At 70.2% G+C, this 22,259-nt stretch carries 23 protein-coding genes and 3 pseudogenes; 16 read left to right on the top strand and 10 right to left on the bottom strand.

The window, feature by feature from the left end; genetic code table 11:
- From ACWD4G_RS44860 to ACWD4G_RS44845, 4 genes are all read left to right on the top strand, one after another.
- Positions 1-308 (top strand): DNA-directed RNA polymerase subunit alpha C-terminal domain-containing protein (locus ACWD4G_RS44860; protein ID WP_451304386.1); only part of this gene is annotated, 308 nt, incomplete at its 5' end.
- A 291-nt stretch (positions 309-599) separates the two neighbouring features.
- Positions 600-803 carry a cold-shock protein gene (locus ACWD4G_RS44855; RefSeq protein WP_023544341.1) on the top strand — a complete coding sequence of 68 codons (204 nt, stop codon included), beginning with the start codon at positions 600-602 and terminating at the stop codon, positions 801-803.
- A gap of 87 nt (positions 804-890) precedes the next feature.
- Entirely contained in the window at positions 891-2,426 is a 1,536-nt protein-coding gene (locus ACWD4G_RS44850) for a DEAD/DEAH box helicase (protein WP_451304383.1), read from the top strand.
- Between the two features lie 66 nt (positions 2,427-2,492).
- Positions 2,493-2,639 carry a hypothetical protein gene (locus ACWD4G_RS44845; RefSeq protein WP_451304381.1) on the top strand — a complete coding sequence of 49 codons (147 nt, stop codon included), beginning with the start codon at positions 2,493-2,495 and terminating at the stop codon, positions 2,637-2,639.
- Positions 2,640-3,090: 451 nt separating this feature from the next.
- Here the strand turns inward: ACWD4G_RS44845 and ACWD4G_RS44840 are convergent, their stop codons facing one another.
- Together ACWD4G_RS44840 and ACWD4G_RS44835 are read right to left on the bottom strand one after the other, a co-directional pair.
- Complete coding sequence (locus tag ACWD4G_RS44840) at positions 3,091-3,285, bottom strand: hypothetical protein (RefSeq protein WP_451304379.1); 195 nt, start codon at positions 3,283-3,285, stop codon at positions 3,091-3,093.
- Positions 3,286-3,416: 131 nt separating this feature from the next.
- Entirely contained in the window at positions 3,417-4,052 is a 636-nt protein-coding gene (locus ACWD4G_RS44835; protein WP_451304377.1) for a TetR/AcrR family transcriptional regulator, read from the bottom strand.
- Positions 4,053-4,181: 129 nt separating this feature from the next.
- On the opposite strand from ACWD4G_RS44835, the gene ACWD4G_RS44830 reads away from it, so the two are divergent.
- The 4 genes from ACWD4G_RS44830 to ACWD4G_RS44815 are packed head-to-tail and all read left to right on the top strand — an operon-like array spanning position 4,182 to position 7,585.
- The gene (locus tag ACWD4G_RS44830; RefSeq protein WP_451304375.1) at positions 4,182-5,387 is read left to right on the top strand and encodes a cytochrome P450; all 1,206 of its coding nucleotides are present in this window, start codon (positions 4,182-4,184) and stop codon (positions 5,385-5,387) included.
- Positions 5,388-5,439: 52 nt separating this feature from the next.
- A complete protein-coding gene (locus tag ACWD4G_RS44825) occupies positions 5,440-5,640 on the top strand; it encodes a ferredoxin (RefSeq protein WP_451304373.1) in 201 nt (66 codons plus the stop codon).
- Positions 5,637-6,824, top strand: coding sequence for an NAD(P)/FAD-dependent oxidoreductase (locus ACWD4G_RS44820; RefSeq protein ID WP_451304372.1), 1,188 nt, complete (start codon positions 5,637-5,639; stop codon positions 6,822-6,824). The genes ACWD4G_RS44825 and ACWD4G_RS44820 overlap by 4 nt, the downstream gene beginning before the upstream one ends.
- Complete coding sequence (locus ACWD4G_RS44815; protein WP_451304370.1) at positions 6,821-7,585, top strand: SDR family NAD(P)-dependent oxidoreductase; 765 nt, start codon at positions 6,821-6,823, stop codon at positions 7,583-7,585. The genes ACWD4G_RS44820 and ACWD4G_RS44815 overlap by 4 nt, the downstream gene beginning before the upstream one ends.
- A 244-nt stretch (positions 7,586-7,829) precedes the next feature.
- Here the strand turns inward: ACWD4G_RS44815 and ACWD4G_RS44810 are convergent.
- A pseudogene (locus tag ACWD4G_RS44810) lies at positions 7,830-8,054 on the bottom strand (MerR family transcriptional regulator); the annotation flags it as partial.
- 203 nt (positions 8,055-8,257) lie between these two features.
- On the opposite strand from ACWD4G_RS44810, the gene ACWD4G_RS44805 reads away from it, so the two are divergent.
- The 3 genes from ACWD4G_RS44805 to ACWD4G_RS44795 are packed head-to-tail and all read left to right on the top strand — an operon-like array spanning position 8,258 to position 10,663.
- Positions 8,258-8,716, top strand: a complete 459-nt coding sequence (locus ACWD4G_RS44805; RefSeq protein ID WP_451304368.1) for a hypothetical protein — start codon at positions 8,258-8,260, stop codon at positions 8,714-8,716.
- 31 nt (positions 8,717-8,747) lie between these two features.
- On the top strand, positions 8,748-9,425 hold the full coding sequence (gene cseB, locus ACWD4G_RS44800) for a two-component system response regulator CseB (protein WP_451304366.1): 678 nt from the start codon (positions 8,748-8,750) through the stop codon (positions 9,423-9,425).
- Positions 9,422-10,663: an ATP-binding protein gene (locus tag ACWD4G_RS44795; RefSeq protein ID WP_451304364.1), complete on the top strand. Its 1,242-nt coding sequence runs from the start codon at positions 9,422-9,424 to the stop codon at positions 10,661-10,663. Before cseB ends, ACWD4G_RS44795 begins: the two co-directional genes overlap by 4 nt.
- 4 nt (positions 10,664-10,667) lie before the next feature.
- Here the strand turns inward: ACWD4G_RS44795 and ACWD4G_RS44790 are convergent, their stop codons facing one another.
- The 5 genes and pseudogenes from ACWD4G_RS44790 to ACWD4G_RS44770 all read right to left on the bottom strand — a co-directional run bounded on the left by ACWD4G_RS44790 (position 10,668) and on the right by ACWD4G_RS44770 (position 15,527).
- Entirely contained in the window at positions 10,668-10,988 is a 321-nt protein-coding gene (locus tag ACWD4G_RS44790; protein WP_451304362.1) for a barstar family protein, read from the bottom strand.
- A 106-nt stretch (positions 10,989-11,094) separates the two neighbouring features.
- Positions 11,095-11,763 (bottom strand): hypothetical protein, encoded by a 669-nt coding sequence (locus ACWD4G_RS44785; protein WP_451304360.1) that lies wholly within the window; start codon positions 11,761-11,763, stop codon positions 11,095-11,097.
- Between the two features lie 169 nt (positions 11,764-11,932).
- Positions 11,933-12,079: pseudogene (locus ACWD4G_RS44780) on the bottom strand (PIN domain nuclease); the annotation flags it as partial.
- Between the two features lie 113 nt (positions 12,080-12,192).
- Positions 12,193-13,104, bottom strand: a complete 912-nt coding sequence (locus ACWD4G_RS44775) for a LacI family DNA-binding transcriptional regulator (RefSeq protein ID WP_451304358.1) — start codon at positions 13,102-13,104, stop codon at positions 12,193-12,195.
- A complete protein-coding gene (locus ACWD4G_RS44770; RefSeq protein WP_451304356.1) occupies positions 13,101-15,527 on the bottom strand; it encodes a SpoIIE family protein phosphatase in 2,427 nt (808 codons plus the stop codon). Before ACWD4G_RS44770 ends, ACWD4G_RS44775 begins: the two co-directional genes overlap by 4 nt.
- Positions 15,528-15,815: 288 nt before the next feature.
- On the opposite strand from ACWD4G_RS44770, the gene ACWD4G_RS44765 reads away from it, so the two are divergent.
- From ACWD4G_RS44765 to ACWD4G_RS44745, 5 genes are all read left to right on the top strand, one after another.
- Positions 15,816-17,852: a glycoside hydrolase family 127 protein gene (locus ACWD4G_RS44765; protein ID WP_451304354.1), complete on the top strand. Its 2,037-nt coding sequence runs from the start codon at positions 15,816-15,818 to the stop codon at positions 17,850-17,852.
- A 37-nt stretch (positions 17,853-17,889) separates the two neighbouring features.
- Complete coding sequence (locus tag ACWD4G_RS44760) at positions 17,890-19,188, top strand: ABC transporter substrate-binding protein (protein ID WP_451304352.1); 1,299 nt, start codon at positions 17,890-17,892, stop codon at positions 19,186-19,188.
- Complete coding sequence (locus tag ACWD4G_RS44755; RefSeq protein ID WP_451304350.1) at positions 19,185-20,108, top strand: carbohydrate ABC transporter permease; 924 nt, start codon at positions 19,185-19,187, stop codon at positions 20,106-20,108. The genes ACWD4G_RS44760 and ACWD4G_RS44755 overlap by 4 nt, the downstream gene beginning before the upstream one ends.
- A 179-nt stretch (positions 20,109-20,287) precedes the next feature.
- On the top strand, positions 20,288-21,043 hold the full coding sequence (locus ACWD4G_RS44750) for a carbohydrate ABC transporter permease (RefSeq protein ID WP_451304348.1): 756 nt from the start codon (positions 20,288-20,290) through the stop codon (positions 21,041-21,043).
- A gap of 343 nt (positions 21,044-21,386) precedes the next feature.
- Positions 21,387-21,602, top strand: coding sequence for a hypothetical protein (locus tag ACWD4G_RS44745; RefSeq protein ID WP_451304346.1), 216 nt, complete (start codon positions 21,387-21,389; stop codon positions 21,600-21,602).
- A 166-nt stretch (positions 21,603-21,768) separates the two neighbouring features.
- Here ACWD4G_RS44745 and ACWD4G_RS44740 read toward each other — a convergent pair.
- Together ACWD4G_RS44740 and ACWD4G_RS44735 are read right to left on the bottom strand one after the other, a co-directional pair.
- A pseudogene (locus tag ACWD4G_RS44740) lies at positions 21,769-21,966 on the bottom strand (hypothetical protein); the annotation flags it as partial.
- Positions 21,960-22,259 (bottom strand): ATP-binding protein (locus ACWD4G_RS44735; RefSeq protein ID WP_451304344.1); only part of this gene is annotated, 300 nt, incomplete at its 5' end. The pseudogene ACWD4G_RS44740 and the gene ACWD4G_RS44735, both read right to left, overlap by 7 nt.

Below are 22,259 nucleotides of genomic sequence, written 5' to 3'. Positions count from 1 at the left end.
CGCCGACGGACGCCGCGCTCGCCGCCGACCTTGCCCTGCCGATCGAGGAGCTGGAGCTCACCGTCCGCTCCTACAACTGCCTCAAGCGTGAGGGCGTCCACTCGGTGGGTGAACTCCTGGCCCGTTCCGAGGCCGACCTCCTGGACATCCGCAACTTCGGAGCGAAGTCGATCGACGAGGTCAAGGCGAAGCTGGCCGGCCTCGGTCTGGCACTGAAGGACAGCCCGCCCGGATTCGATCCGATCGCCGCCGCCTTCGACGGGGACGACAACACGAGCACGGGTTTCGCGGAGACCGAGCAGTACTGAACGCCGCGCCGGTCGCGGGGGAGCCAGGAAGGCAGAGGAGCCGGCGATGAGCACCGGCCGACCGCACCGGGCTCCTCCGAGGGCCCACCGGCGGAGATACGGACGCCCGAGCCCTCCGAGCCTGATCAAGACGGCGAGGGGGGGGACGGCCGAGCTGTGCTACGGTTTTGGGGTTTGCAGTTGTGGTACCCATGAACCTATGTGCGCCTGACGGGGACGTTTCTCCTTGAGGCGCATTACTTGTTTTCCGGCATCTCCGGATGGGGCCTCTGCCTACAGAAGGAGAAAGTCATGGCACAGGGAACCGTGAAGTGGTTCAACGCCGAAAAGGGTTTCGGCTTCATCCAGCAGGACGGCGGCGGCCCCGACGTCTTCGCCCACTACTCGAACATCGCGACCCAGGGCTTCCGTGAGCTCCAGGAGGGCCAGCGGGTCTCCTTCGACGTCACGCAGGGCCAGAAGGGCCCGCAGGCGGAGAACATCGTCCCCGCCTGATCGCCGGACGCGTATCCGCTCACCGGGGTCCGCACCGTCATGGTGCGGACCCCGGTTTGTGCTGTTTCCAGGAAGGCAGACAACTGCATGTCCCGCAGGTACCAGAAGCCGAACCGGCGCGCCTCGTCATCCCCATCGTCCGCGCCGTCACCGAAGGAATTCCGGCTGCCGGAAAGTACGACACCCGCACTTCCCGCCGTCGAGGACTTCGCCGGTCTGGACATGCCCGCGGGGCTGCTGAAGACCCTCACCGCGCAGGGCGTGACCACCCCCTTCTCCATCCAGGCCGCCACCCTGCCCAACTCACTCGCCGGCCGTGACCTGCTGGGACGGGGACGCACCGGCTCAGGCAAGACCCTCGCGTTCGGGCTGGCGCTCCTGGCGCGCACGGCCGGACTGCGTGCGGCGCCCAAGGCACCCCTCGCCCTCGTGCTGGTGCCCACCCGCGAACTCGCCCAGCAGGTGGCGGACGCGCTGGCCCCCTACGCGACGGCGGTGAACCTCCGGCTGGCCACCGTGGTCGGCGGGCTGTCCATCACCAAGCAGGCCGATGTGCTCCGGCGCGGCGCCGAGGTGGTCGTGGCGACTCCCGGCAGGCTGGCCGACCTCCTGGAACGCGGAGACTGCGTGCTCGACAGCGTACGCATCACGGTGCTGGACGAAGCCGACCAGATGACCGACATGGGTTTCCTGCCGCAGATCACCAAGCTGATCCAGCAAGTGCGGCCCGACGGACAGCGCATGCTCTTCTCCGCGACCCTGGACCGCAATATCGACCGTCTGGTGCAGCGGTTTCTGACCGATCCCGTGGTGCACTCCGTGGACCCGTCCGCGGGAGCGGTGACCACCATGGAGCACCATGTGCTCCACGTCCAGGACGAGACCGACAAGAAGGCCGTCACCACGCGCATCGCGGCCCGTGACGGCCGGGTCATCCTCTTCCTCGACACCAAGAGGTCCGCCGACCGGCTGGCCAAGCGGCTCCTGGCAGTCGGTGTCCGCGCGGCGGCACTGCACGGAGGCCGCTCCCAGCCGCAGCGCAATCGCACCCTGGAACAGTTCAAGAACGGCCAGGTCACCGCCCTGGTAGCGACGAACGTCGCGGCCCGGGGCATACACATCGACGGCCTCGACCTCGTCGTGAACGTCGATCCCCCCACCGACCACAAGGACTACCTCCACCGGGGCGGCCGCACGGCCCGCGCCGGCGGCTCCGGCAGCGTGGTCACCTTGGTCCTGCCCGAGCAGAAACGTGACGTCACCCGGCTCATGTCGGACGCGGGCATCCGCCCCCGGACGGCCCGCGTCACGTCGAGCGACGCGGAACTGGCCACCATCACCGGCGCCCGCGAGCCGTCCGGCGTGGCCGTCACCATCGAGGTCCCCCAGCCGGCGACACCGACGGCGTCCCGCCAGGACCGGAAGACCGGCACCGAGCCCGGCCGGCGATCCGGCCGCAGACGCCGAAACGGCGGCGGGGCCGCAGCGGCGACAGGTGCTGCCACCAGGACGGGGAGTCGGAGGTCCGACCGCCGGGCCGCGCCCGGGGCGACAGCGTCTGGTGACACCTCCGCAACCGGCGGCCGCGGTTCTGCCCGCCGGGCCGCGCCTCGACAGTCGTGATGCACTGTGGCCCCCGGCCTCCCGCCTGAACGGGCACAGCACACCGGGCGATATCGGCAGTGGTGCGTGATCCCGGCAGGGGGCAACGTGGACAAGGGGCGGCCCGAGCACTGGCGGACGACGGCTCTCCTGGCTGTGGTGCTGACCGGCATCGTGACCTACGACGTCCGGTGGGCCGTGGAGGTGCTTGCGAAGCCGGTAGTGGACTGGTGAGGCCTTCTTGGTCCGTGCCTGGGGGAACCTGGCTCACACTCATGGCGATTCAAACTGCCCGCCGGACGATCACCCTCCACAGCAGGACACGAGCCGTGAGTGATGACACGCGGGCCGGGCACTGACCAGTTCTTCCGGCTCTTGCGACCGGGCTGTGGCGAGCTGGGTTCTTCGCTGGTCAGGGCAGTTCCCCCGGATGCCTGAGCGGCTGTCATCAGTCGTCGCCGGCCGCTGCCGGCACACTCTGCGCGAAGCCGGCCACGTCGGCAGGAGCCCCGAGACCAGAGGTGTGTTCCGGGGCTCCGCGCCAGACCACGCGACCCGGGCGGGCATAGTGCAAGGACCCCTGAGCAGCGCCGTCGCACCGGGCGACGGCCCTCGCCCTGTCCTCGGTCAGCGCGGGCTTCCGGACGCCGCCGCCCATCGGCAGCGGGGCGGGGGCGGAGCCCGTCTAGCACGTCCAGGCCCAGTCACCACGCCAACTGGTGAGTTCGACGAGCGGTCCGTCCGCCTTCGCGCCTTCGTGGCGCACCGACCGCGAGTCCTCCGGCTTGATCACCATCAGGATGACGCCGTCCACCCGGTCTCCCGCCGGCAGCCGCTGGAACGGCGGGTCGCCCACCTCCCTGACGGTGGTGACGAGCACGTCGTAGTCGTAGCTCTGGGCCGCCTCGCCACCCGGCCGACGAAATCCGGCCGCATCCCCATGCGGCGGCGGTCGTCAGGCGGGAAGACCGCCCGCGAGCTGCCCATGACCGGTAGGTCACGGCTCTCGGATCACGACGGCGCGGGGAGCAGCCGTCGCAGCAGGGATTCCTCCAGTTCGATCAGGATGTCCTCGCTGACGGTGTGAGTGTTGGGCAGGGTGCGCCACAGCACCAGCTGCCCGTGCAGGGCGGTCCACAGGTGGATGCCCAACATCTCTGCCTCGGGGCGGAGTTCGGGCTGTACGGCCGCCAGGTACGTGTCCACGATGCCGGTCCAGGTCCCGAACACGGTGCTGAGGGGGTTGCTGTCGGCGGGCCGGTGCCGGGGCTCGTATTCCAGGCTGAACATGAGCCGGTAGCGGAGGGGGTTGTCCACGGCGAACCGGCGGTAGGCGGCGACGGCGGCCCGAATGCGCTCCCAGGGCCCGGTCCCGGCCGCGGTGGCCTCCTTGCCCGCGTCGGCCATGGCCGCGGCCAGCGTGCGATAGGCGGCTTCGAGCACCGTCGAGACCAGTTCGGTCTTGTCCTTGAAGTGCAGATAGACGCTGGGTGCGGAGATGCCGACCTCGCGGGCGACAGCGCGCAGCGAGAGCGCGTCCTCGCGGCCCGTGTCCTCCAGGACGCGGGTGGCCGCCTCCAGGATCTCCCGGCGTAGCCGTTCCCCCTCGCCGCGCGCGTTCTGTACCCGCTTGGCCTGCGCTTTCATGCCGCCTCCTCGCCGCCTGCACCCTATCTGCCCGTCGGCCGGAACTGATCGCCCCCTTCATCGCCTAACGGTGTTATTCTACAAGCCAGATCGCCTAACGCTGTTAGGTGTACCTGGAAAGGAACAGTCATGCCCCTGACCTCGTCCATCCCCGCCTTCGACCTAGCCCGCCCGAAGGACGCACCTCTGGGACCCCCGCCGCTCTTCGCCGAACTGCGCGAGAAGAGCCCCATCACCCGGGTCTCGCTGAGGGCGGTACAGCCCAGCCCGTGGCTGGTCACCCGGTGGGAGGACGCCCGCGCGGTGCTCGGCAGCCCGGCGTTCAGCTCCGACCCGGACCGCCCCGGCGCGCCCAACGACCGGGAAGGCCAGCAGCGAGGTCCGCGCGGCTTCTTCCAGAACTACGACGACCCCATCCACGCGACCATGCGGCGCACCCTGACCCGGGAGTTCATGGTCAAACGCATCGACGCGCTACGCCCGGCCATCGCCCGGCTGACCGACGAACTCCTCACCGACCTCGCCGGGGAGCAGGGCCCCGTGGACTTCGTGGAGCGTTTCTCGCTGCCGCTGCCGTCCCTGGTGATCTGCGAACTGCTGGGCGTGCCGTACGAGGACCACGCCTTCTTCCAGGAGCAGTCGAGGACACTCGTCGACAGGACGTCCACAGCCCAGGAGAGCCGGCAGGCGATAGCGGACCTCTCCGCGTATCTGCTGCGGCTCGTGCGGGCCAAGCGCACCGCCCCCGGCGACGACGTGATCACGCGGCTCGCCGGACAGGCGGACGAGGGTGTCATCACCGACCAGGACGCCGCCGACCTGGGTGCCTTCCTGTTGTTCGCCGGGCACGAGACGACCGCGAACATGATCGCGCTGAGCACCATCACCCTGCTGCGGAACCCTGACCAGATCCCGCACCTGCTCGGCGGACCCGACCAGGCCGCCAACGCGGTCGAGGAACTCCTGCGCTACCTGTCGATCGTGCACTTCGGGCTGCGCCGCACCGCCGTCGAGGACGTCACCATCGGCGGTGTCACGATCCGCGCCGGCGAGGGCGTGATCATCTCGGTCAACGTCGCCAGCCGCGACCCGGAGTTCTTCACCGACCCCGACGACCTCGACCTGGCCCGCGCCAACGCCCGTCAGCACCTCGCCTTCGGCTACGGCATCCACCAGTGCCTCGGCCAGCCACTGGCCCGCGCCGAACTCCAGATCGTCCTGCCCGAACTCTTCCGCCGCCTGCCCGGACTCAAGATCGCCGTACCGCTGGAGGAGATCGCCTTCAAGCAGCAGACGGCCGTCTACGGCGTCCACGAGCTGCCCGTCACCTGGTGACCCGGACCATCCGCATCACCTGAAGTCCCCCCCACAGCAAGGAAGAACCGTCATGCGTGTAGAAGTCGACGTCCCCAAATGTGTCGCCTCGGGCCAGTGCGTGATGATCGCCCCGGACGTCTTCGACCAGCGCGACGAGGACGGCATGGTCGTCCTCCTCGACGACAACCCACCGGCCGAACTCCACGACGCCGTACGCGAATCCGCCACCGTGTGCCCCGCGGCCGCGATCCGGCTGGGGGAGTCCGCGTGACCGCCGCCCCCGGCCGTGTCGTCATCGTCGGCGCCTCCGCCGCCGGGCTCACCGCGGCCGAGACGCTGCGCCGCGAAGGCCACACCGGCACCATCACCCTCATCGGCGACGAACCCACCGTCCCCTACGACCGGCCGCCGCTGTCGAAGGAGATCCTCTCCGGCGCCTGGACCCCCGACCGGCTGCCCCTGCGCACCCAGCCCGACCTCGACGCCCTCCGCCTGGACCACCGGTACGGCCGCGAAGCCGTCCAGGTGGACCCGGCCCACCGCACCGTACTCCTGTCGGACGGCTCCGAGGTGCCGTACGAGTCGCTGATCGTCGCCACGGGAGTCCGCCCCCGCCACCTGCCCGGGGCGCCGGCCCACGTCCTGCGCACCCTGGACGACGCCCTCGCGCTCAAGGACCGCCTCGGGCCCGGCCGCACCCTGATCGTGGTCGGCGCCGGTTTCCTCGGCGCCGAAGCCGCGGCCGTCGCCGCCGGACTGGGCACCCGGGTGACCCTCCTCGAACCCGCCCCCGTTCCGCTGGCCCACGCGGTCGGCGAGGACGTCGGCCGCGTCCTCGCCCAGGCCCACCGCGACCACGGAATCGACCTGCGCACCGGCACGGCGGTCGGCGAAGTCCTGCAAAACGGCGCGCGACTGACGGACGGCAGCGTGGTCGAGGCCGAGACGGTGCTGGTGGCGATCGGCTCCCGGCCGAACACCGAATGGCTGGCCGGCAGCGGCCTCACCGCCGAGGACGGGCTGCTCTGCGACGAGTACTGCGCCGCCGCGCCCGGGGTGTACGGCGCGGGTGACGTGGCCCGCTGGCACAACCCGCTCTTCGGTACGTCGATGCGGATCGAGCACCGTACCAACGCCGCCGAACAGGGCATGGCCGCCGCCCGCAACCTCCTCGGAGCCCAGCGGCCGTTCGCGCCGGTGCCCTACTTCTGGTCCGACCAGTACGACATGAAGATCCGGGCCTACGGATACCTGCGAGGCCACGACGAGATGCGGATCGCCGAAGGACGCCTGGAGGAACGGAAGTTCACCGCGGTCTACCGCACCGGCGACCGGCTCACCGGCGTCCTGTCCGTCGGTATGCCGCCCAAGAGAATCCGCCCCTGGCAGCAGGCCATCGCCGCCGGCACGCCCTGGACCCAGGCCCTGTCCCTCCTGGAAGGAGCGGCGGCATGAGCACGGCGGACCTGCAAGGACGCGGCGTCGTCGTCACCGGCGCCGGATCGGGCATCGGACGCGCCACCGCGCTGCGCTTCGCGAGCCTGGGCGCGAAGGTCCTCATCGCGGACATCGACCGGGACGGTTCCGAGGCCGTCGCCGAGGAGATCGGCGCGCACGGCGGCACGGCCCGCGCCGTTGTCGGCGACCTGAGCGACCAGGCCGTCGTCGACGGGGCCATCGCCACCGCCGTCGCCTCGTTCGGCGGACTCGACGTCCTGGTCAACAACGCGGGGATCATGGACGGCATGACCGCCACCGCCGACGTGAGCGACGCCGAATGGGAACGGGTCATCCGTATCAACCTGACCGCCCCGTTCCTGCTCACCCGCGCCGCCCTGCCCCACATGCTGGCCCGCGGCAAGGGTGCCATCGTCAACACCGCGTCCGAGGCCGCCCTGCGCGGCAGCGCCGCCGGCACCGCCTACACCGTCTCCAAGCACGGCCTGGCCGGCCTGACCCGGTCGACCGCGATCATGTACCGGGACCGCGGCATCCGCGTCAACGCCGTCGCCCCGGGCGGCACACAGACCCACGTCATGGACAACATCATCCTGCACGGCGACGGCCCCGGGACCCTCGGCCGCTACCACGACAACGTGGGCCGCGTCGCCACGCCGGAGGAGATCGCGGCGGCCATCGTCTTCCTCGCCTCCGACGCGGCGAGCAACATCAACGGCGTTCTGCTCCCGGTCGACAACGGCTGGTCGGCCGTCTGAGACGACTCGCGCGGGCGGCGCCCGACCCGGGTACCGAGGCCGGGCATCGGATGTCTCCGAAGACCGCTGGTGACCCTGGTTGTCCGCTCTTATGGGCACGCTGTGGGCACGGCGTGCCGAAGGATGCCGGCCGAAGCGCTTGCGGGAACGGGCTCCGCGCTTGGCGCCGCTGTCTCCGTCGACCAGCCCGGGGACGCTTGGCGCGTGCACGGCCCTTCCGGCAGGGTGCGCCTCCCCGGGGGCGAGGCGGCGTCGGTTCGGCAGCGGCGGACCCGCGACATTCTGAGCCGTGCTCTTCTTCGAACTGGTCCTCGATGATGACGATGCGGCACGCGGCCTCGATCGGAGTCGCCTTGTCGACGAGCTCCCGGGCGCGCGCGGCGCTCCGCAGTCGGTAGCGGGAGTACCGGCGATGTCCTCCCTCCGAGCGGAGCGGAGTGATCAGGCGAGCCTCACCGATGGCTCGGATGACGTGGCGCCCGGGGCGCGGGATCGCACCGCCGCTGACCGTGGCTCACCGGTTCTCGGGTGCGCGAGGGCCGCCCGTCCGGCACCTCCGCCGCCGTCGACGTGTGCTGCATGTTGCAAGTGTCACGACATGGAATTCACCGGCCGTTCATATGACGGAATGCATCATTGCTGCCGTAATGCCCACCTCGGGAAAGAACGGTCATGGTTCATCGATCCGCGCTGTGCGCGACGCTCGTCGCCTGGCTGCTGGCCTGCCTCACCGGGTGCGGCACGCCGGACAGCGGGACGCGGGTCGAGGGCCCGGCGCCGACCCGGATTCGATGGACCGGGCCCGTGTACGTCCTGGACTGGAGGTCCAGACCCCGGCAGCGACCGGATCTGATGGACCTCACCGAGATCACCGTCCTGGACCAGTTGGTGTGGAAGAACTGGGGCTCACCGAAGGCCTTCGTCACCGGCGTGGTGATAGATCTGCCCTGTCTGTCGGGATGCCCCCACGAAACCTTGCCCAGCTATCCGGTCACGATCGTCTTCAGCGGTCTGACGAAGCGCCGGTACGCGGCCTACTACAGCTGGGCGGCCGTCACCCCCGTCCACCGGCCGGCTCCCGACTGGGCGGAGGACGTGCACCGGGTGCGGCTGCGCGTGCCGACGGCCTGACGACTCCATCGAATCCCGCAGAGGTTTGCCCATGCACGACGTTTTGCTGGTCGAGGACGACGAGATGATCCGCGAGGCCACCCGGCTCACCCTGGAGGCCGGCGGCTACCGTGTTCGTACGGCGGCCGACGGTGTCACCGGCCTCGCCCTGTTCCGGGAGCGCAGACCCGACGTGGCCGTGCTCGACATCATGCTGCCCGGCCTCAACGGAGTGAGCCTGGCCGGCCACATCCGCGACGAGTCCGGCGTCCCGGTGCTGCTGATCTCGGCCCGCAACGACCCGGTGGACGTGGTGATGGGCCTGGAGGCCGGCGCCGACGACTACGTCACCAAGCCGTTCGAGGGACCGGTGCTCGTCGCCCGCATCCGCTCCCTGCTCCGCCGCGTGCGCCCCGCCGACGACCGGCCCGAGGAGACGCGGCCCAGCCCTCTCCGCTTTGGTGACCTCACCTTCTGCCCGGTGTCGCTGGCCGTGTGGCGGGGCGAGGAGCAACTGACCCTGACCATGACGGAGCTGAAACTGCTCCAGCAGTTCGCCGCCTCCCCCGGGACCGTGCTCACCCGGGATCTGCTCCTGGAGAAGGTCTGGGACTACGCCTGGTCCGGGGACACCCGGGTCGTGGACGTCCATGTGCAGCGGTTGCGCGCCAAGATCGGCCGGGAGCGGATCGAGACGGTGCGCGGCTTCGGCTACAAGCTGCGCGTGTGAGACGGGCCATCGCCGTGAACCTCGGCGCGAAGATCGCCCTCGTCGTCGCCACCACCGCGCTGACCGTGGCCACCACGATCGGTGTCCTGGTGCACCGTCTCACCGCCGCCGACCAGCTCTCCGTGTCCCGCGCCGAGCTGGACCGGCAGCTGACGAACGCGGCGTACGACTACGCGGCCGGCCGCAAGTCCGAGGCCACGGTCGACCCGCCGGACCTGCCCGCACCGCTGGCGGCGGCCGTACGCGCGAACGTCCGGGTGACCTACCTGAAGGACGACGCGCATCCGGTGCTGTGGGCGGCGACCAAGGTCTCGGACCACACCGTGCTCGCGCTGTCCCGCTCCTACGCCCCCGACCTGCGCAGCCTGGCCGCGCTGGACCGGACGCTGGTCGTCGTTGGCACGGCCGCCACCGCTCTGGTCTCCTTGGCGGGACTGTTCCTCGGGGTGCGCATGGGCCGCCGGGCCACCGCCGCCGCCCGCACCGCGGAACGCATCACCGACGGAGACCTCGACGCCCGCGTCCGCCCGGACGGCCGGGACGAGATCGCGCGTCTCGCCGCCTCCGTGAACGCCATGGCGGACGCGCTCGGTGCCCGCCTGGAGGCGGAACGACGGGTGACCGCCGACATCGCGCACGAGCTGCGCACCCCGGTGGCGGGCATGTCGACGACGATCGGCCTGCTCCCGCCGGGCCCCGCCGCGGACCTGATGCGGCGATCCGTGCGCAAGCTGCACGGGCTGGTCGAGGACGTGCTGGAGGTGGCCCGCCTGGACGCCCACACGGTGACGCCGGCGGCGGAGGAGCGGCAGGTGAGCGCGATGGCCAGGCGCGCGGTGTCCGGACTGGAGAAGGCGGAGGTGCGCCTCGTCCGGGACGCTGTCGTGACGACGGACCCACGCCGGGTGGAACGGGTCCTGACCAATCTGGCCACGAACGCGCTCCGGCACGGCGCACCGCCCGTCCTTGTCGAGGTGGAGGGCCTGGTGCTCCGCGTCCGCGACCACGGCCCCGGCTTCCCGCCCGAACTGCTGTCGGTCCTGCACACCTTTGGCCCCCAGCGCTTCCGTACGACGGCCCCGGGGACCGGAACCGGCCTGGGCCTGACGATCGCGGTGGGCCAGGCCCGGCTGCTGGGGGCCGAGTTGAGGTTCCGCAACCATCCGCGGGGCGGGGCGGAGGCGGTGCTGCGGCTGCCGGACCCGACTGGCGCACCGAAGGCCCCGCCGCCCGGCTGAGGGGTCAGTCTCCGAAGACGTCGATGCCGACTTCGCGGAGGATGTGCCCGAGGACGTCCGACGCGTACTCCGGTTCGTCGGCGAGCAGTTCTCCGGCCTCGCGCACGATGATCACCTTCGGCTCGGCGTCGGCGACGGCGTCGCGGAGGCAGTCGCGGAAGGCGTCCCAGTTGCGGCCGAAGTGGTCGGGGAACCCGAGCACGAGGGCCCACTCGGTGAACAGGCCCTCGCTGGTGCGGCAGCGGGAGCCGCGCACCTCCTTCGGCGTCGGAACGCCGTCCGGGGCCTCGGTCAGGGGGCGTATCCATGTTGTGCCGCCGGTCATGGTGACTCCTTGCTCGATCGGACGCGGTGTGCTGCGGCGGACGGGGATTCGTCCGCCGCACCACACCGGCCGCGTACACACCTTGTGTCTGGAAGTGGCCGATGTCCTACATGTGGCCGATGTAATCGAACGTCGCGTAGTGGTCGAACGTGGCGTAGACGTTGCCGGTGATGCTGTTGCGCACGATCCGCCGCGCGTTACGGGCGCTTCCCGCCGAGTGGTAGTAGTCGATGTCGTACTCCACGTAGGGCGACAGCCTGCCGTTGCCGGTCGAGTAGGCCTGACTCGCCGAGACACCCTGAGCGTGCTGCTCCTGCCAGGCGAGGTTGCCGCCGTAGTCGTTGAACCTGCCGCCGAAGTAGACGAAGTTGGTGCTGTGCGTGTTCGAATCCCAGTAGCCGAACCACTGGGTGCCCGTGCGCGCGGAGGGCCACCCTCGGCCGGCCCACCGATCGAGGTGGTAGTAGGAGCGCCCGTTGGAGTAGTCCACCTGGTTGTAGTCGATCATGTGGTTGGCCCAGAAGTCCGCCGCCTCGACCGCCACGTTCCAGTTGGCCCGGCTGATGCCCGAGCCCCCCGGCGGGTTGTTGCAGGTGACGGTGCAGGAGCCGGGCGGCGCCTGGGCGAACGCGGTGCCGGACTCCGCGACCGCGCCGCCCACGAGGGCGAGCAGCACGCCGGCGACGGTCAGGGCGCGTCGTCCGCGGCGGAACCGGGTCTTGGTGGGGCGTTCGGTCTCGGGCGCGGACGCCGCCGGGGCGAGTGAGGTGGACAAGGCTTGCTCCTTGACGTGTGTGGTGCCGAGGCAGTGCGGCCTCGGTGCCATCAAGAAACAGGCCACGCGTCACAACGGCCCGAAGGCCGCATCACAGCAACCGTTCGGAAATGACGTACGACTGTTACGGAGCCCCCCCCGGCTGCCCCGCAGGGGATGCAGGGAGTGCGGATCGCTTCAGGGCCGTACCACTGGAGAAGAACTCCAGCTCGGTGATGGGGCAGGCGGCGATGAGCCCCGCGGCTGCCGCCTGGTCCCATCCGTACTGTTCGGCGTCGCCGCGAAGCAGCCGGGCGAGCGCACTGGTGTCGATCAGGAGATCCCGCTCACTGGCTCCGGTGACGAGGAAGACGTAGGCGTCCCCGTCTTCCTCTCCGTCATCGACGACTTCCACGACACCTTGGTCTTCGAGAGCGAACAGGAAGTGGCTCAGAACCGGGCGTCCGATATCGAGCGGCAGGGGCCGGTGCTGGAGCGGATGGTGATCAGCGGTCTCAGCAGAACGTTCCGGGGACGGGTTCCGGGGGATTTCAGCCGCTCCATCAACAGCTCGACGGCGACCCGGCTGATCTCGTCGACCGGTTCCTCGGCCGCGGTGACCGCCGGGATCACCGTGTCCGTCAGGGCGGGGCCGGCCGTCAGGCCGACGACCGAGAAGTCGCGCGGTACGACCCGTCCGGCGCGCGTCAGGCCGCGGTACAAGCCGCCTACGGAAGCCTCGCTCAGGGTCGCCACCGCCGTGGTGGCCGGGTCGTCCCGCAGAATCTGTGCCAGGCACGCCTCGCCCGCGGTGCTGTCGTCTCCGCAGAAGTACGCGCGCCCGGTGAGCCCCAGCTCCTCGATGCCCCGGTTGAACCCCTCCAGTCCGCGATGTGCCGATTCGTATCCGGACCGGAAGAACTGCTCCGACCGGTTGACGAACGCGATGGTGGTGTGGCCGAGGTCGGCCAGGTGCCGTACGCAGTTGCGTCCCAGCGCCACCCAGTCCAGATCCACCCACCAGGCGTCCTCGATGCCGGGCTGTCCGATCGTGACGAAGGGGTAGCCCAGCTCGGTGAGGTGGTCGACCCGCGAGTCCTCCAGCTTGATCTCCATCAGGATGATGCCGTCCACCCGGTCTCCCGCCAGCAGCCGCTGGAACGGCGGGTCGCCCACCTCCCTGCCGGTGGTGAGGAGCACGTCGTAGTCGTAGTTCTGGGCCGCCTCGGCCACCCGGCCGACGAAATCCAGCTGCATTCCCGTGTAGCGGTGGTCGGCCGGCGGGAAGACCATCCCGAGCGCGCGCGTCCGCTCGGCGGCCGACGGCGGGGTCGTACCCGCGCCGGCGTGTCCGGTGTTCACAGGTCCGCCCACCATGAGTCGTCCGGTAGGGGCTGCTCGGCCCAGATGGTCTTGCCGGTGCCGGTGTGACGGGTGCCCCAGCCCTGGGAGACCTGGGCGACCAGGAGGAGTCCGCGGCCTCCCTCGTCGAAGGTACGGGCACGGCGCATATGCGGAGCGGTACTGCTGCCGTCGGAGACCTCGCAGATCAGGGTGCGGTCGCGGATCAGCCGCAGCTGGATGGGGGGTTCGCCGTACCGGATGGCGTTGGTGACGAGTTCACTGACCACCAGCTCGGTGACGAAGGAGGCCGTCTCCAGCCCCCAGGCCGCCAACTGGCGGGTCGCCTGAGCCCGTGCGTCCGCCACGACCTCGGCATCGACGGGCAGACCCCAGGTGGCGACCTGGTCGGCGTGGAGGGCGTGGGTGCGGGCGACCAGCAGGGCGACATCGTCGGGGGGACGCTCGGGCAGCAGGGTGCCGATCAGACGGTCGCAGGTGTCCTCCAGTGAGGGAGAGACAGTGGCCAGGGAGTCGCGCAACCGGGCGAAGCCCGTGTCGAGATCCCGGTGCGCGTGGATCAGTCCGTCGGTGTGCAGGACGATCAGACTGCTCTCGGGCAGCTCCAGTTCGGTGGCCTCGAAGGGGACGCCGCCCACGCCCAGCGGTGGCCCGGGGCTCAGGCCGATGGTGGCGACCGTGCCGTTGGGGTAGAGGACGCTGGGCGGGGGATGGCCGGCGCTGGCGAGGACGCAGTTCCGGGCCACCGGGTCGTAGACGGCGTACAGGCAGGTGGCGCCGAACTCGCCGGGCAGTCCGGCCGAACCCATCGCGTCGTCGTCGCCGAGATGGGTGACGAGGTCGTCGACGTGGGTGAGGAGCTCGTCGGGCGGCAGGTCGACATCGGCGAGGGTCCGCACGGCGGTACGCAGCCGTCCCATGGCGGCGGAGGCGTGGACGCCGTGCCCGACGACATCGCCGACGACCAGCGCGACCCGGGTCCCGGACAGCGGGATCACATCGAACCAGTCGCCGCCCACTCCGGTCCCGGAACTGGCGGGCAGATAGCGGAAGGCGGCCTCGACCGCGGCCTGCTGGGGCAGCACGTGCGGGAGCAGGCTGCGTTGCAGGGTGAGGGCGGTGGCGTGCTCGCGGGTGTAGCGCCGCGCGTTGTCCATGCTGACGGCGGTCCGGCCGGCCAGTTCCTCGACGAGCAGCAGGTCGTCCTGCTGGAAGGCACCCGGGCGGGTCCAGCGCCAGAGCACGACCACGCCGAGCACGATGCCGCGGGCTCGCAGCGGCACCGCCATGCCCGAGTGGATGCCATCGCGATGGACGCCGGCGCTTCTGATCTCGTCGCCCTCGATCCACCTGACGAAATCGGGGTCGTCCAGTCCGCTCAGCAGGGGGCGTCCGGCGGCGAGGCATCGGGCCGGGGGAGAGAACGGCGGATAGGTGCCCATCGCGCCCAGCTCGACGGCGAGCCTGGGGCCGCCCTCGGCGGCCGACCGGTACGCGGCCCTGTGCAGCGCCACGGGTTCACCGGCCTCCGGCGCCGCCGGCTCCTCTCCCTCCAGGACCGAGCCGAAGAGGTCCACGGTGACGAAGTCGGCGAGCCGCGGCACCACCAGCTCGGCCAGCTCACGGGCGGTGCGCCCCACGTCCAGGGTGGCGCCGATCCGCGCGCCGGCCTCGTTCAGCAGGGTCAGCCGCTGGTGGGCACCGTGCTGTGCGCTGTCGTCGAACGCGGCGGTGCCGACTCCGCGGACCTGGCCGGAGGAATCCTTGACCGGCCACATCTCGACACTCCAGGCACGGTCGCCGACGTAGCCGTGATGGCGCGCCGGTGACCCGGTCTCGGCGACCCGCCGCAGCTGCTTCTGCCAGCCCCCGTCGGCGCCGTCCGGGAGGACATCCGCGTACGACCGTCCGCGCAGTTGCGCCGCCTCGGTGCCCAGCATGTCGCCGACAAGGCTGTTGACCTGTTGGCACCGCAGCTCCGTGTCGAAGACGGCGAGGGCGACCGACGCCTGGTCGAAGGGCGGCTCCAGGACCGCCTCGTCGGACCCGCTCGCGGCCCCGTTTCCGGGGGAGCGCGGTGTGAGGGTCACGACGGACCACTCATGGCCCCTGCCCTGACCGTCCAGCGACGGGCAGACGCGCATCTCGACATCGAGTCGGTGGCCGTCCCGGTGGCGTACGGCCACGGGACCGCTCCATGCCTCACCCGTGGCCAGGGCATCCGAGGCCGGGTGGGAGGCGTCCACGGCGAGCAGGTCGGCGGCCGCGCGGCCCACCACCTCCGGGGAGTGGCCGAGCAGGAGCCGGGCGTCATCGCTCCAGCCCAGTACCGTGCCCTGTGCGCTGACGACGAGGGTGGCCAGGTCGGCCGAGGGCCGTGGGGCATGGGGGCTCTCGTGTGCAGCGCTGCCACGCTGTGCCATGGTCGCTCACCCCGCAGCCGTCACTCGGCCTGGCGTTCACCGGTCCTGCGTAAGCCTGGCGCTCACCAGATACGGCGCAAAACCGACATACCAATGAAACATCATGTGGGGCCGCTTGCGCTGTCCCGGCGTCAGGCCCGCCTTCGGCCCGCTGCCGCTTGCCCGCTGTCTCCAGTCCGCTGCCTCCGGCCGGTGCGGTCCCCCGTTCGCGTGCGATGCGACGGCGGCACCTTCCACGGTTCCTTATAGTGCAGATATGGGATATATCCCCCAAAGGGAAGTGCGCCCATGGCCTCCTCTCACTCCCGCACACCGCCCGTGGTCATCGACTCACGGGGCCCCGTCCGGCCCAGCGACCTGGCCCGGGTCGCGCTCCGGCCGGCCGACGCCGCCCGGATCACCGGAGGGTTCTGGGCCGAGCGACGGCGTGTCAACGCGGAGGTGAGCATCCCCCAGGGTCCTGCCCTGCTGGAGTCCGTCGGCAACCTGCACAATCTGCGGCTGGCCGCCGGGACCGCGGACGGCGCGTACCGGGGCGCGCTGCCCTTTCTGGACAGCGATGTGACCAAATGGCTGGAGGCCGCCTCCTGGCAGCTCGCGGACCCGGACACGCCGGACCGATCAACCCTGGCCGAGGCAGTGGACACGATGATCCGTCTGCTCGCCGAGGCCCAACAGGACGACGGCTATCTTCAGACCTGGTACCAGGTGGCCGAGCCCGGCCGGCGGTTCGTCGAGCTGCTCTGGGGCCACGAACTGTACTGCGCCGGCCATCTCATCCAGGCCGCCGTCGCCCATCACCGCGGCACCGGACGCGAGGACCTGCTCACCGTCGCCCGCCGCTTCGCCGACCACATCGACGACACCTTCGGCACCGGCAAGCCCGTCGACGGCATCTGCGGGCATCCCGAGATCGAGACCGCCCTCGTGGAGCTCTACCGCGAGACCGGTGAGCGCCGCTACCTGGACCTCGCCGGATACTTCATCGACCGGCGCGGCCACGGCCTGCTGGACGAGGACGACCCCCGCGGCCTCGCCCCCGGCCCCGACTACTGCCAGGACCACGTCCCCGTACGGGAAGCCCGAACAGTGACCGGCCACGCCGTACGCCAGCTGTACCTGCTGGCCGGCGCCACCGATGTGGCGGCCGAGACCGGCGAGCCGCAACTGCGCACGGCGATGGAGCTGCTGTGGGAGGCGATGACCACCACCAAGACGTATCTCACCGGGGGTGTGGGGGCCCGCCACAGATGGGAGGACTTCGGCGACCCCTACGAACTGCCCAGCGAGCGTGCGTACTGCGAGACCTGCGCGGCCATCGCCTCGATCCAGTGGAGCTGGCGGATGGCGCTGCTCACCGGCCGGGCTTGTTACTCGGACCTGATCGAGCGGACCCTCTACAACGGCTTTCTCGCCGGGGTCTCCCTGGACGGCCGAAGCTGGCTCTACATCAACCCGCTCCAGGTACGCGACGGCTACGAGTACCACGGCGAGGACCAGGGAGCCCGCCGGGCCCCCTGGTTCACCTGCGCCTGCTGCCCGCCGAACGCCATGCGGCTCCTGGCGAGCCTGCCCCATTACGTGGCCAGCACCGACGCGGGAGGACTGCAACTGCACCAGTACGCCGACGGAGCGTACGCCGGGTCCGTCGGCGGAGGGCGGGTCGCGGTCCGGGTGGACACCGAGTACCCCTGGCAGGGCCGGATCACGGTGACCGTCGACGAGGCGGGCCCCGGGGAGTGGACCCTCTCGCTGCGGGTGCCGCAGTGGTGCCGGGACTTCACGGTCACGCCTTCTCCACGGGACACCGGGAGCACCGGCGGGGCCGGGCAGCCGGAGCGGCAGAACGGCTGGCTGCGGCTCCACCGCGCCTGGCGGCCCGGCGACACGGTCGTCCTGGAACTCGGCATGGAGCCGCGGCTCACCGAGGCCCACCCCAGGGCCGACGCGGTCCGCGGCTGTGTGGCCCTCGAACACGGACCGCTCGTCTACTGCCTGGAGCAGACCGACCAGCCGGGCACCCCGCGACTCGACGACATCCTGCTCGACACCACCGCCGGGCTGACCATCAGACGCCGCCCCGATCTGCTGGGCGGCGTCACCACCCTGACCGCCTCCGGCCTGCTGCGCCGGCCCGAGCCCGCCGAGGGCGACTGGTGGCCGTACCGCACGGTCCACGGCGGTACGCCGCACGCCGACCGAGCCCCGCACACCACACGGGACCGCGCCGAGGCGACTGTCCCCGTCGAACTGACCGCCATCCCTTACTACGCCTGGGCCAACCGTGGGCAGGGCAGCATGCGCGTCTGGCTGCCCACCTGCTGAATCCCCGTCACCACCGTCTCCTCTTTGGACAGAAGCCATGAGAAACAGAGCAACGACAGCGGGGGCACTCCTGGTGTCCGCGGCGCTGCTGGTCGGAGGGTGCGGCGGCGGCTCGGACTCGTCGACCTCTGCCTCGGACGGCACGATCAGCCTGTGGACCCGTGACACCCAGAAGGAGTTCATCAACCTCGTCGCGGACGCCTGGAACGACAGCCATGACACCAAGGTGAAGGTGACCGTCGTCCCGGCCGCCAACTTCGTCCAGAAGCTCGCCACCACGGCCGCCTCCGGTGACGCACCCGACGTCGCCTCCATCGACCTGGTGTACCTGCCTTACTTCGCCTCCACCGGAACGCTGGAGGACATCACGAAGCTGGCGGACGACCTGCCGTACAAGGACGATCTGAGCCCGTCCCACCGCGCGCTCGCCACCTACAACGAGCGCACCTACGCGCTGCCGTTCAGCGGCGAGGCATCGGTGCTCTTCTACAACAAGGATCTGTTCAAGAAGGCCGGTCTCGACCCGGAGCGGCCCCCCGAGAACTACGCGGAGATCATTTCCGCCGCGAACAAGATCAGCGACCTGGGTCCGGACATCCATGGATTCGCCGTCGCCGGGCAGTGCGGCGGCTGCAACGTCTTCGAGTTCACCCCGCACGTCTGGGCGAGTGGCGGCGAGGTCCTCTCCGAGGACGGCTCCAAGGCCATGTTCGACTCCCAGGAGGTCACCGACGCCCTGACCCTCTACCGCACGCTCTTCACCGACGGCACGATGCCGGCCCAGTCCCGGACGGACAACGGCACCCACCAGCCCGCCGCGTTCCAGAGCGGCACGGTGGGCATGGTGCCGCTCGGCGCGTTCTACGCGCAGGTCCTCAAGGCGGACTCCGACGTCGACTTCGGTGTCGCCCATCTGCCCGGCAAGGACGGCGGCTGGTCCTCCTTCGCGGGCGGTGACGAGATCGCCGTCATGGAGAAGGGCCAGAACAAGGAGGGGGCGCGGGAGTTCGTGCGCTGGGCCACCGGTGAACAGGCACAGAAGGTGCTCGCCGACAACAGCATCACCCCGGTGCGCACCGATCTGATCGACAAGATCTACGACCCTCTCGACCCCCGCAACAAGGTGTTCAGCGAGGCCATGGAGAAGGGACACACGCCCTACAGCACCGTCGAACACGAACTGTTCAACGACAACAACGGACCCTGGGTCCAGATGATCAACAGTGCCGTCTTCGGCGGCGACATCGCCGACGCCCAGAAGCAGGGGCAGGAGGCCGCCCAGGCCATCATCGACAGGGCGGCGCGGAACACGGACTCCCGAGGCCGGACCGGATGACCTCCCCCACCGGGCTCGACGGTGACGCCGTACCGAGACGGACGCGGGCCAGGGCCGGGCGGCGGGGGGCCGGGGCCGCCCTGACGGCCCCGGCCCTGGCGCTGATCGCCGTCTTCTTCTACGTCCCGCTGGCCATGATGCTGTGGATGTCGCTGCACGACTGGCCGCTGCTCGGAGAACGCCGCTTCATCGGGCTGGAGAACTACCGGACCGCTCTGGGCGACGTCGCGTTCCGCGAAGCCGTGCTCTTCACCCTGGAGTACACGCTGATCACGACGCCGGTGCTGTTCGTCGCGGCGCTCGGACTCGCCCTGCTGGTCCAGCGCGGGCAACGCGGTGCCCGCTTCTTCCAGGGCGTGTACTTCATGCCGGTGGTGATCGGGCTCGCCTCGGGAGCCTTTCTCTGGCTGTTCATGTTCCAGTCCGGCATCGGGCCCGCCGGCGAACTCGCCGACCGCCTCGGCCTCGCGAGCCGCGACACCGACTGGTTCGCAGGGACGACATCCGCGCTGCTCGTGGTCGTCGCCATGGTGACCTGGAAGATCGTCGGCCTGCAGATGCTTCTGCTGCTGGCCGGACTGCGGGCCATCCCGGTCGAGGTGGAGGAGGCGGCGAGGGTCGACGGGGCGAACCGGTGGCAGACCTTCCGCCACATCACCCTGCCGCTGCTGCGTCCCACACTGGCCCTCGTCCTGGTCTTCTCCGTGGCCGGTTCGCTGCTCGCCTTCGACCAGTTCTACATCATGACCAGCGGCGGCCCCGCCAACTCGACCATCACGGCCGTCTTCGAGATCTACCGCACGTCGTTCGTCCAGTTCAGGCTCGGACTCGGCGCCGCCTACTCCGCCCTGCTCATGACCGCTCTCGCGATGATCAGCGCGATCCAGATGTATCTGCTCCGCTCCGGCGAGGCGGCGTGAGCGGCGACAGGCACGAGAAGAGTTCCGACAGGCACGAGAAGAGTCCCGACAGGCACGAGAAGAGTCCGCGGAAGCCTTTCGAGCGGCTGCCCACGGCCATCCGGAGATCGCTACCCAGGGCCGCCTGGTGGGCGGTCTGCGGCAGCCTGGCCGTCCTGTTCCTGTATCCGCTGTACGTCATGATCGCGCACAGCCTCAAGACACCGCGCGAGGCCGCCGCCGCACCCCCCACCCTCTACCCGCACGATCTGTCCCTGGAGCATTACCGGGCGCTGGCCGGTGACGGAGGGATCGACGTCCTGGCCAACGTCGGCAACAGCCTGGTGGTCTCCCTGGGCACCACACTGACGACGGTGGTCCTCAGCACCCTCGCGGGATACGGCTTCGCACGGCTGCGCTTCCCCGGCGGCAACGCCCTGTTCTTCGCCGCCCTCGTCACCTTCATGATCCCCTTCCAGGCGCTCATCACCCCCCTCTACCTGCTCCTGGACCATCTGGGCCTGCTGAACTCGCTCTTGGGACTGACCCTCGTCTACACCACGTTCCAGCTCCCCTTCGGACTGTTCCTGATGCGCAACTCGTTCGCGGCGGTCCCCCGAAGCCTGGAGGAAGCCGCACGGATCGACGGCTGCGGAATTCTTCAGACGCTGGTCAGGGTGATGCTGCCGGTCGCCACACCAGGAGTCGTGGCCACCGCGCTGCTCGCCTTCTTCACTGCCTGGAACGAGTTCTTCGCCGCGCTGATCCTCATCACCGACCAGGAGAGATTCACCCTGCCGGTCAGCCTGAGCGTGATCGCCAGCGGTGCGCTCGGCAGCGTCAACTGGGGAGTCCTCCAGGCCGGTGTCACGGTGACGATCATCCCCTGCGTGATCATCTACGTTCTGCTGCAGAAGTACTACGTCGGCGGTTTGCTCAGCACGCTGGGGAAGTGAGACCGCCGGGGCCGGGGCCGGGTAGGTCGCGGGCGTCGCGGGCATCCCCTCCGGTGAGGTCGACGGTGAGTGGCCGTCGGCGACCGGTAGGGAGGGGCGGGGAGGTCCCGAGCCGCACCCCGGTCCGGGCGAGGTCCGGACGATCCGGGTCGAGACCGCCAGTGTCCATCCGATCGACTGGAAGTTCCGTAGCACCCTGCGGCCACGGGGCGTGAAGACCGGTGGGTAGATCGCGTGCGCGGACGGGCACTGTGCCGTGTGCGTCTATGAGGGCGGCCCCGCCGTCACGGTCCGCTCCGGCAAGACCGGCGCCCAGTACGGACTGTGTGCTTCGTGTGCCGACATGACCGAGCGCACCGACGCCGTCAGCGAGATCATGGAAGGCTTCCGTACCCGCATGCGGGAAGCGGGACGCCTCGACGAACGCGTTGAGGACTTCATCAACGGTGTAGTCATCTGCGCGCCGCTGGCGCCGGGCAGCGACCCGTTGGCCAGGATCAGTGCCGTCTTCCACTACCTCGCCAAGAGAACCGGAGCTGAAACGGAGGTGGCATCGTGACGTCACCGGCCGCCGCGCATGTCATTGCCCAGCTCAAGGCCAACCACGTCGCCGCCAACGCGGTCGGGCTCGGCAGCCTGGCCCTGGACGCTTGGTACGAGACGATCACCGATATCGTCACTGACTCCCCGGACCCTGTGGCCACTATCGGCGCCATCGCTCAGCTCAGCCAGTGCCATGCCTGTTGGGATGCCTCCGGGTCGAAGGCCGGGGAGATGGTGCGGAGTGCGACGGCAACCCATCTGTCCGCCTGGGGTGCCGAGTAGGCGTCGAACGATCCTCGGAACACCAACTCGCCCTCGTCGGTGAGGTCTTCTGTCCAGCATTCGCACCAGTAGCCCTGGCGGGCTTCGCCATTCAACACAGGTGGTCTCCCGGTCGGGTGCCCGTGAACAACTCGGCCGTCACCGTGTAACCGCCCTTGCTGCCGTGGACGACCACCCGGTGGGCCAGTGCGGTGACCATGCCCAAGCCCCTGCCGTGCTCGGCCTCCTGGTCCTGGTGCTCGACCTTCGGGACCGTGGCGGTTCCTCCGCCGTCCGTCACCGACAAGGCGATGAATTGTGGGGAGACGGCGAGGGCCAGGTGGAAGCGGCCGGATTCCAGGCCGCTTGCGGTGTGGAGGATGGCGTTCGCGCTCAGTTCGCTCACGATCAG

This window comes from Streptomyces sp. NPDC002643 (genome assembly GCF_053592555.1).
This window is presented reverse-complemented; position numbering and strand designations above follow the sequence as displayed.

Coding starts and splice junctions, on each gene's coding strand:
- cseB (WP_451304366.1), top strand. CDS start 8,748: ATGCACGACGTTTTGCTGGTCGAGGACGACGAGATGATCCGCGAGGCC.
- ACWD4G_RS44760 (WP_451304352.1), top strand. CDS start 17,890: ATGAGAAACAGAGCAACGACAGCGGGGGCACTCCTGGTGTCCGCGGCG.
- ACWD4G_RS44835 (WP_451304377.1), bottom strand. CDS start 4,052: ATGAAAGCGCAGGCCAAGCGGGTACAGAACGCGCGCGGCGAGGGGGAA.
- ACWD4G_RS44745 (WP_451304346.1), top strand. CDS start 21,387: ATGACCGAGCGCACCGACGCCGTCAGCGAGATCATGGAAGGCTTCCGT.
- ACWD4G_RS44790 (WP_451304362.1), bottom strand. CDS start 10,988: ATGACCGGCGGCACAACATGGATACGCCCCCTGACCGAGGCCCCGGAC.
- ACWD4G_RS44765 (WP_451304354.1), top strand. CDS start 15,816: ATGGCCTCCTCTCACTCCCGCACACCGCCCGTGGTCATCGACTCACGG.
- ACWD4G_RS44755 (WP_451304350.1), top strand. CDS start 19,185: ATGACCTCCCCCACCGGGCTCGACGGTGACGCCGTACCGAGACGGACG.
- ACWD4G_RS44830 (WP_451304375.1), top strand. CDS start 4,182: ATGCCCCTGACCTCGTCCATCCCCGCCTTCGACCTAGCCCGCCCGAAG.
- ACWD4G_RS44825 (WP_451304373.1), top strand. CDS start 5,440: ATGCGTGTAGAAGTCGACGTCCCCAAATGTGTCGCCTCGGGCCAGTGC.
- ACWD4G_RS44855 (WP_023544341.1), top strand. CDS start 600: ATGGCACAGGGAACCGTGAAGTGGTTCAACGCCGAAAAGGGTTTCGGC.
- ACWD4G_RS44750 (WP_451304348.1), top strand. CDS start 20,288: ATGATCGCGCACAGCCTCAAGACACCGCGCGAGGCCGCCGCCGCACCC.
- ACWD4G_RS44805 (WP_451304368.1), top strand. CDS start 8,258: ATGGTTCATCGATCCGCGCTGTGCGCGACGCTCGTCGCCTGGCTGCTG.
- ACWD4G_RS44815 (WP_451304370.1), top strand. CDS start 6,821: ATGAGCACGGCGGACCTGCAAGGACGCGGCGTCGTCGTCACCGGCGCC.
- ACWD4G_RS44770 (WP_451304356.1), bottom strand. CDS start 15,527: ATGGCACAGCGTGGCAGCGCTGCACACGAGAGCCCCCATGCCCCACGG.
- ACWD4G_RS44850 (WP_451304383.1), top strand. CDS start 891: ATGTCCCGCAGGTACCAGAAGCCGAACCGGCGCGCCTCGTCATCCCCA.